Raw genomic sequence first — 8,658 nt, forward strand, 5'->3', positions numbered from 1 at the left:
CCCGACAGCCATCGATCATGGCCGATGCGGCCTGGACGCTCCTCACCCGACCGGTGGACGCCGCTAGCGGGCACTTCTTTATTGATGAGGACGTATTGCGCGATGCCGGCATCAGCGATCTCAGCGGCTATCGGGTAGATCCGGATCTGGACGATGACAAGCTATTGCCGGATTTCTTTCTGGATTAAGGCACTAGTCGCGAGTTACGAGTACCGAGTTTCGAAAGGCAGACACGAGGGCGGTTTTCGCAACGCATCACTCGGTACTCGCCTCTCGCTTCAAAGGGTTACCAAAATTGTCACTTGCTGCCAGGCTCCGCCCATTTCACCGTGACTTTTTTCACATTGTCACCGTAACCCATTGAGCAAAAACAATAAAAATATTTTCACAACACTGGCACGGTTCTCGCTTTGTTAAACGCAAGCGAGAGAGAACATGCCATGAGCAAGATTCTGACATTACGAAAACTGCGCCCGACAGCGGCCCTGGAAAACCTGAACCGGCTCACCGGTCTGGATTTTCAGAGCTTGCCGGAGTCTCTGGTGAACCGTGACGGCACGGCGTCCCCGGAACAGGACGACCTGGAGGGCAGGCTGGATTTTCCGCAGCGCGTCAGCCGTCAGGGCTGACGCGTTTATTTTTTGGCCGCAACCAACACACCACAAGGCCGCCACGGCAATCGGGCCGGGGCAGCCAACTTATCCCTCTTCCTGTCTGATCAGTAGTTGGAAATCAGCTTGTCGGACGATTTCAGTGCTGCGCCACGACGCTGCATGAACAGTTCTTCCACCACATGGGTCATAGCCGGCTCACTGAGCCGCAGGGAGATCTGTACCTGCTCCACATCCGCGGTCAGCTTCAGGCGAATGCTCCCGGACAGCAGGGCGCTACCTTCGCCTCCAACGTCAGCAGTATCCACCAGCACAGCCCGGTCGCCCTTGCTGTCCATGTAACGGACCACCAACTGCACCTTGCCTGCGGCCCCGGCAATACGGACCCAGGAGGCCACGTTGAATTCCGCTTCCCACTGGCGGGCACGAGCCGGTCGACCATCAGCCCAGATCCGCGAGGGCACTTTGGCGATGAATTTTTCTATCATTATGTTCTCTCTAGCCGGTACAGTCTTTTTAGCCAGTGTACGCATGAGAATAAAGCACGACCATGCGGAGTTTGGCGTACTGACTTTGATGGATATCACATCCTGAAGTTTCCTTCCCTCTCCGCACATGTCCAATTGTTGGACAGTTAGCCGGCCTCTTTCTCCTCTGAATCCTTACTCTTTGTCCCACGCAGCGTACTTAGCCGCTGCAACAAATTCTTTTTTACACCGGACAACGTAAAGGAATCATGATCATGGGCGAGCTGAAAGATCTGCGCGAACAAAGCGAATCTCTGGTAAACCGTGCCAAAGAACTGGGCAACAAACTGTACCTGGCCGGCCTGGGCGCTTACGACAAGGCTGAAGAAGGCTCTGAAGAGCTGCTGAACAAGTATGTTGAAGCAGGCACCGAAGCCTTTGGTGAAGACGCCGACGGCAAGCCCAAGGCCCTGCTGGCCAGCCGTGGCGCCCTGCTGGCTGCCCGTCAGCTGCTGGACACCGCTCCGGAAAAGCGTCAGGCCCTGTACGAGAAGCTGGTAGAAGCCGGCAAGAAAGAGCGCGGCGAGAAAGCTGAAGAAACTAACGAATTCGTGCTGGCCGGCCTGGGCGCCGTTGCCTCCGCACGTGAAGAAGGCGAGAAACTGTTCAACGAACTGGTTTCTGCCGGGGAAAAACGTAGCTGATTCTGTTTCCCTGATTCTGTTGTACTCTCCTTTGGGGCCTGATTTGGGCCCCTTTCTTTTGCCTGCTGTTTAGCAAAAAGCCATCTGTCACCCTCCGCTTTATGGCTTCATCCCACCATGTACACCCCGCCGGACAAGCGCTAGAGTCTGATAGCACCTGCTGGCTCGGTCACCACGTGCCGAGAATGACTATCCCATAGCGTTACCCCGAGGACTCCATGGCTGACGACCGTCGTCGCAAGCGCCCCACCACTGCCACCGGCCGCCTGTTCCGGCTGACCGGCATGACTACCTCCATTGCCTCCCGGGTGGCCGGTCATCAGGTCAAAGGGTGGTTCCAGTCAGACGAGGCCAAGGCCGCAGACCGGGAAAAACTGCTCCAGCACATTGGTCGCGAAGTGGCTGCCACGTTAGGGGAGATGAAAGGCGCGGTGATGAAGGTCGGGCAAATCGCCTCACAGATGCAGGACATTCTGCCCAAGGAAATCAGCGATCAACTCAAGGTACTGCAGAACGCCTCAGCCCCCATGCCTTTCCATGTGATCCGCCGCCAACTGGAGCGGGAGCTGGGAGGCACCCTGGACTCACTGTTTGCTGACTTTGAGGAAACGCCGTTCGCCGCCGCGTCCATTGGCCAAGTGCATCGCGCCACCACCCATGACGGCGACAATGTAGTGGTCAAGGTCCAGTACCCTGCGGTGAAAGAATCCATTGATTCCGATATGAAACACCTGCGTCGCATTCTGCGCCTGGGCAGCCTGCTGAAGGTGGACGAGGCGGCGCTGGATGCGGTGTTTCGGGAAATCCGCAACCAGCTCCACGAGGAGCTGGACTACTGTCAGGAAGCCGGCAACCTGCAGCATTTCCGGGAGTTCCATAAAGACCAGCCCTGGCTGGTCATCCCGCGGGTTTTCGACGACCTGTCCAGCGAAAAGGTGCTGACCCTGAGCCACGAAAGCGGCATTGCACTGGATCAGGTGGATGACGACCACGGCTTTGATCAAAGCACCCGCAACCTGCTTGGCGAGCGCCTTTTCGATGCACTGGGTCAGCAGATTTTCCAGTTACGAGCGGTTCATTGCGATCCGCACCCGGGCAACTTTGCCTTTCGTCCGGACGGCACCATCGTGATCTACGATTTCGGTGCGGTAAAACGATTGCCGCCCCAGGATGCAGACTTGCTGCGAAGCATCGTCCGTAGCGCGCTGAATCAGCAATGGGAACATCTGGATACCCTGCTGCTGCAACTGGGCGCTCGCAAGAAAGATACCCAGGTCAATGGCCAATTCTATGCCACCTGGATTGCCTTGTTGCTCCGCGCCTTCGATGACAAGCCCTACGATTTTGGCCGCTCGGAACTGCACACCGACATCCTCCGCCAGGTAAAACGCACGCCCCTGGAACAGATGCTCAAATTCCAGCCGTCCTCACGCAGCCTGCTGATTGAGCGAGTAGTCAGCGGCCACTACTGGACGATGATGAAACTGGGCGTCAATACCGCGTTCCGGCCTAACCTGGAAAGGGCATTGGAAGTGACGCCGGACAACTGACATCCGGCGTCCGGCTCCACATTAAAATGCGGAACGCAGCCCGACGCTGACACCGGAAATTTCTTCCTCATCGGTGTCGACATAACGCATGTATTCCAGATTGGCACCCAGGGTATCGGTCAGGTTGAAATCGAGCCCGGCACCCCAGGATTCATCCTCAAAGGTCTCCGTGTCACTGAAGGAATAGCTCACTCCCGCCACCGAACCGCTGGCGGAAACTTCACCCTTGACCTTGCTGTAGCCACCGATCACATAGGGGCGCAGGGTTTCACCCACCGGCACACCCAGTTTCGCGTAGCCGCCGTAAAGGTGATCCATCTCGAAATCGACAATGCCACGGGAATCCTTGTCGAACCCCATGCCGCCCCGTGCCTCCAGCGCCAGGAAATCGGTTAACTCGAAACCGGCACGAATCGTGGCCGCATCAATTTTCAGGGTATCGCTGTCTATTTCCTCGTTGTCATACTGGATCTGGCTGTAGTTACCACCAATGTAGGGGCCAGCCGCAAAAGCACCCGAGGCGGCGATCAGGGAACAAGACGCCACCAGAACATTACGCATCATCACTTTCATACAGCTCTCCTTTTCCGTTTAATCACTATTTTCGAGACGCTGTCCGACGCACGGTTCCGGGTAATCCGGTAAATTCTGTAAAATGCGTCTAAAACAAGACATGCCGCATCCAGATAACAGCGACAACAGGATCGGGAATGACAAAGGGAACCGTCTTCGCAGGGCGACTGGCCGCGTTTATCTGCGCATTTTTTTTATCTCTGAACAGTCACGCCCTTACTCTGGCGGATGACCGCGATAGCTACGACGCTGCGGCCGGCATGCAATGGCTAACAGATAAAAATCACACCCTCAGCCCGACCCTGGCATTACAGGCCCTGCTCGCCGGCCAAGGGCAGCAACTGAACACGCCATATCCTTCTCTGGGTTTTCGCGACGGGTTCCAGTGGTTCCTCATCTCTGTGGAAAACAACAGCACGCTGCCCTACTGGTTTTTGCGTGTGGGGCGCCCCCATCTGGATTACCTGGACGTCTACGTCTTTGACAAGGACGGCAACCAAATCAAGCACACCCGCATGGGTGACCGGGTTCCCTTCCACAGTCGAGAACTGTCCCACTACCACCTGGTGACACCGCTGACACTGGCCACGAACAGCGAGCATTACCTGCTGCTGCGCGCCCAGGGCAATAACGTGATCGAGCTGCCCGCCACCCTGATGACACCATCAGCCTTCAACGCACATGACAACCGGCTTTCGCTTTTCTACGGCCTCTATTTTGGCGCCATCGTCGCCATGTGCCTGTTCAATCTGCTGATCTTCCTGTCCATCCGCGATCCCAGCTATCTGCTTTATGTACTTTACCTGGGCACTTTCGGTCTCAACCTGTTTACCCGGGAAGGGTTGAGCTACCAGTGGCTGTGGCCCGACGCCACCCTGTGGAACCACTACTCCCTGCCGGTGCTGAATCTGATGACACTGGCGTTTTCCATGCTGTTTGCCAGCCAGTTTCTGGAGCTGAAGAAACGGGCGCCGCGCATTCACCGCCTGTTGTTGATCAGCGCTATGGCTCTGCTGGTCGCCACGCCGCTGACGTTCCTCAACTTTCATTTTTCCATTCAAGCCACCACCGCCGTGGTCATGCCCTGGCCTTTCGTGGCCATCGCCCTGTCCCTGTGGCTGATCTTCAAGGGCTATAGCCCGGCACGTTATTTCCTGCTCGCCTTCACCGCCGTGGCAACCGCCACAGTACTCTACGTACTGAAAACCTTTCAGCTGATGGAAGGGGGCTGGCTACTGGAAAATGCCATGCAACTGGGCACCTTCACTGAAGCCGTACTGCTGTCCTTCGCGCTGGCCCACAGGATGACGGTATTAAAGAGTGAGAATGCCCGCATTCAGCGCGAAGCCAACGAAGTGCTGGAACAACGCGTGGATGAACGCACCCGGGAACTGAACAGCGCACTGAGTGCACGCAGCGAATTCCTGGCGGTAATGAGCCACGAGATTCGCACCCCGCTGAATGGCATCATCGGCACCGTGGACATGCTCAAGGGCACCCCGCTGGATGAAGACCAGCAGCATAACCTCAATGTGATTGAGCAATCCGGCAACAGCCTGCTCAATCTGATCAACGACATTCTCGACTATTCACGCATCGAAGCGGGCAAGATGCCCATTGAACACACCAGTTTCAGTCTGGCTGATCTGATTAGCGAATCCCTCGCCCTGTTTCAGCACAAAGCCCACGTGCATTCCAATACACTGTTAACCGAGCTTGACCACCATCTGGGGGAGCGCTGCCTGGGCGATCCGGTGCGATTACGACAGATTCTGGTTAACCTGATTGGCAACGCGGTGAAGTTCACCAGCAATGGCATCATCACGGTGAAAGCCGATCGGGATGAACACAACCCGGACTATGTCTACTTCGAAGTCTCGGACTCCGGCATCGGCATTGCCCCGGAGCAACTCAAGCACCTGTTTGATCATTTCCATCAGGGCGACAGTTCCACCAGTCGACGCTACGGCGGTACCGGCCTGGGATTGGCAATTTGCCGACAACTGGTGGAAATCATGGGCGGCGAAATCGGCGTCTTCAGCCGGCAGAATGAAGGCTCACGGTTCTGGTTTCGCCTGCCGCTGCCCGGCACTCACAACGATACTGGCTACCTGCCGCAAAGCGAGGACAGCGATTTGCCCAACCTCTCCGGCGGCCGACTGCTGATCGTGGATGACAACCATATCAATTTGATGGTGGCCGAAGGGCTATGCCAGAAACTGGGTTATGAAACGGAAGTGGCGGAAAGCGGCATGGAGGCCATTGCCGTGCTGATGTCCACCCAGCAGTCGTTTGATCTGATTCTGATGGACTGCGAAATGCCGGACATGGATGGTTTCGAAACGTCCCGCTCGATTATCAAGCTGCAACAGGAAGGTCGCCTGCCCTGGATTCCGATTGTAGCGCTGACCGCCCATGCGGTACCGGACAAGATCCACGCCTGCCACGACGCCGGCATGGTGGCTCACCTGGCCAAGCCCATCAACAAGGCACGCCTGTTGGCGACCCTGAAACAGGTGCTGCGCGATCCGGGCAAAGGCTCACGCAATAGTGCCTGAGGCGCGCTCTACAACATCTTTTTTTACCACAGAGGGCACAGAGTTCACTGAGTAAAGACAAACCCGCATGCAGGTTCATGGGTGCAGGGTGCAATGAGTAATGCATGCGAATTACTCCACCCGCACCAGCAGCGTAAATGGGTTTAACTCAGTGTCCTCAGTGCCCTCTGTGGTGAAAACGCGCTTACTCCAGCGCCCCCAGCAAACTGTCCACCACCCGTTCCAGATCGTTGAGGGTGGCACACTGGCGGGCCAGGCGGCAGTGAGGCAAGTAGCGATCCATCACCGCATCGCCGCTGTTCCAGCGACCCCGGGATTCCGGGTTCAGCCACCAGACCTGTTTGACCCGGCGGCGGATGGCCTGCAGCGTTTCGGCACCATCGGGCAGATAATTGTTACGGGCATCGCCGAGAATGATCACCGTGGTGTGAGCATCCAATTCCCTTTCGCAGCACGCCTGAAAGGCCCGGAACATCTCCGCATAATCAGTGCCACTACCAGACAGGCGATCCAGCACCTGCCCCACCGCCACCTCGGGGGAATAACGGGAAAAGTCCTCGGTGATTTCGTCAAAGCGCGACGCAAAGGCAAAGCTGCGCACCCGTGGCAACACATCGTTCATGGCGTAGAGAAACTGCAACAGAAAACGGGCGGCATCGCTCACCGAACTGGACACATCACAGATCACCATCACCCGCGTCTTGCGAGGCGGTCGACGGCGCCAGAACAGCTTGGCCGGTACGCCGTCATGGCGGATGCTCGCCACCATGGTACGACGAGCATCCAGCATTCCCCGCCGGCTGGTTTTCGTGCGCCGCTGATGCAGGCTGGCCAGTCGGCGAGCCATTTTGCGCACCAGTGCCTGCACGTCACGAAACTCACGCAGATCACGAAATGGCACCGCCCGGAGGGTCTGCTCACGCAGGGCCCGGCCCTTGCCGACACCGTGCAACAGAAACTGGCGCCGCACCTGGCCGGCCGCCTGCTCACGGACCCGGGCCCGCCACTGCCGCAACTGCTCCGCCCGGGCCTGCTGACGCGGGCTACCCTGATCCAGCTGCAACACCCGATCATCCACCGCCCCCATCCCCATGTTCATCAGCAAACGGCGGGAATAAAGACCCTGCTGGGTAATCACTTCCATCTGCGTAAAATCCATCTCCGCAGCGGCTTCCGCCATCCTTTGCTGCAACTGCTCAGGGGTGCTGGCCAGCAGGGCTTCCGCCTGTTGCTCCTCAGGGGTCTGCGCGGAAGCCGGGTCGGCGGTGGGCGCCGGCATCGCCGGCTCCATATCATCGGCCGGGTCGACACGGAAATCCTCGGCCGCGAAGAAACGGGCAAAGGTTTCCTCGAAAGCGGGCCTGTCCTGTTGCTGTTTGACCAGGGTAACGGCCAGCGCATCGTGAAAACGTTGACGCCGGGCATAGCCCACCAACGCCGCCGCATCCATGGCCTGGCTGGCTTCATCCGGAGAAATCCGCAAGCCGGCCCCGCGCAGGGCCTGGACAAATTCGGATAAGCGACGAGTTGGCATCAGCGGTTCCTGCCCCCTAGCGCTTACCGAGCTTGCGCAGCCAGGCGGGCAACAACTCACGGGCCAACGTCACATCCTGCTCGGTCTTCAGCACCAGATTGAGGGTATCGGCCACCTGGGCATGCTCCAGGCTGTCCGCGTGCAGCAGCACCAGCGCCCGGGCCCAATCCAGAGTTTCAGAGATGGCCGGCAACTTTTTCATGTCCTGTTCGCGAAGATGCTGAATAAACGCCACCAGCTGTTCGCGCAGGCGAGCATCCAGATCCGGCACCCGGGTGGCCACGATCTGCGCTTCCAGTTCCGCCGCCGGGTAGGGAATATAGAGATGCAGACAGCGACGCTTTAGCGCATCGGACAGCTCCCGCTGGTCGTTACTGGTGAGTAGCACCAGGGGCTGGTGCTTGGCTTTCACGGTCCCCAGTTCGGGGATGGAAATCTGGAAGTCGGACAGCAGCTCAAGCAGGAAGGCTTCGAATTCCTGGTCCGCCTTGTCGATTTCGTCGATCAGCAGCACCGCCGGCTCGTCACTGCGCAGGGCATGCAACAGGGGGCGCGGTTCCAGAAAGGTATCGCTGTAGAACGCTTCGCCCCGATAACCCAACAGCTCCATGCTCGCTTCCAGACTGTCGGTGGCCGCCAGCATGCCGCCCTACTTGTCACG

8 protein-coding genes and 1 pseudogene are annotated in these 8,658 nt (G+C 58.0%); 5 read left to right on the plus strand and 4 right to left on the minus strand.

Annotated features, from left to right (window positions below):
• Positions 1–188: pseudogene (locus ACFE0K_RS04575) on the plus strand (SDR family oxidoreductase); the annotation flags it as partial.
• Positions 189–440: 252 nt separating this feature from the next.
• Positions 441–629 carry a hypothetical protein gene (locus ACFE0K_RS04580; protein WP_434534940.1) on the plus strand — a complete coding sequence of 63 codons (189 nt, stop codon included), beginning with the start codon at positions 441–443 and terminating at the stop codon, positions 627–629.
• Positions 630–718: 89 nt separating this feature from the next.
• Here ACFE0K_RS04580 and ACFE0K_RS04585 read toward each other — a convergent pair whose 3' ends face one another.
• Positions 719–1,099, minus strand: a complete 381-nt coding sequence (locus ACFE0K_RS04585) for a hypothetical protein (RefSeq protein WP_434534941.1) — start codon at positions 1,097–1,099, stop codon at positions 719–721.
• A gap of 254 nt (positions 1,100–1,353) precedes the next feature.
• On the opposite strand from ACFE0K_RS04585, the gene ACFE0K_RS04590 reads away from it, so the two are divergent.
• Together ACFE0K_RS04590 and ACFE0K_RS04595 are read left to right on the plus strand one after the other, a co-directional pair.
• A complete protein-coding gene (locus ACFE0K_RS04590) occupies positions 1,354–1,782 on the plus strand; it encodes a hypothetical protein (protein ID WP_434534942.1) in 429 nt (142 codons plus the stop codon).
• 218 nt (positions 1,783–2,000) lie between these two features.
• Positions 2,001–3,332: an ABC1 kinase family protein gene (locus ACFE0K_RS04595; RefSeq protein WP_434534943.1), complete on the plus strand. Its 1,332-nt coding sequence runs from the start codon at positions 2,001–2,003 to the stop codon at positions 3,330–3,332.
• A 21-nt stretch (positions 3,333–3,353) separates the two neighbouring features.
• Here the strand turns inward: ACFE0K_RS04595 and ACFE0K_RS04600 are convergent, their stop codons facing one another.
• Positions 3,354–3,905, minus strand: a complete 552-nt coding sequence (locus ACFE0K_RS04600) for a porin family protein (RefSeq protein ID WP_434534944.1) — start codon at positions 3,903–3,905, stop codon at positions 3,354–3,356.
• Between the two features lie 137 nt (positions 3,906–4,042).
• Between ACFE0K_RS04600 and ACFE0K_RS04605 the strand changes: the two genes are divergently transcribed.
• A complete protein-coding gene (locus tag ACFE0K_RS04605; RefSeq protein WP_434534945.1) occupies positions 4,043–6,463 on the plus strand; it encodes a 7TM diverse intracellular signaling domain-containing protein in 2,421 nt (806 codons plus the stop codon).
• Positions 6,464–6,647: 184 nt separating this feature from the next.
• Here the strand turns inward: ACFE0K_RS04605 and ACFE0K_RS04610 are convergent, their stop codons facing one another.
• Positions 6,648–7,997 (minus strand): vWA domain-containing protein, encoded by a 1,350-nt coding sequence (locus tag ACFE0K_RS04610; protein ID WP_434534946.1) that lies wholly within the window; start codon positions 7,995–7,997, stop codon positions 6,648–6,650.
• 16 nt (positions 7,998–8,013) lie between these two features.
• Positions 8,014–8,640, minus strand: coding sequence for an AAA family ATPase (locus ACFE0K_RS04615; RefSeq protein WP_434534947.1), 627 nt, complete (start codon positions 8,638–8,640; stop codon positions 8,014–8,016).
• Between the last annotated feature and the right edge of the window lie 18 nt (positions 8,641–8,658).

The sequence above is a fragment of the Alcanivorax sp. genome, assembly GCF_051117345.1.
Classification (GTDB): Bacteria; Pseudomonadota; Gammaproteobacteria; order Pseudomonadales; family Alcanivoracaceae; genus Alcanivorax.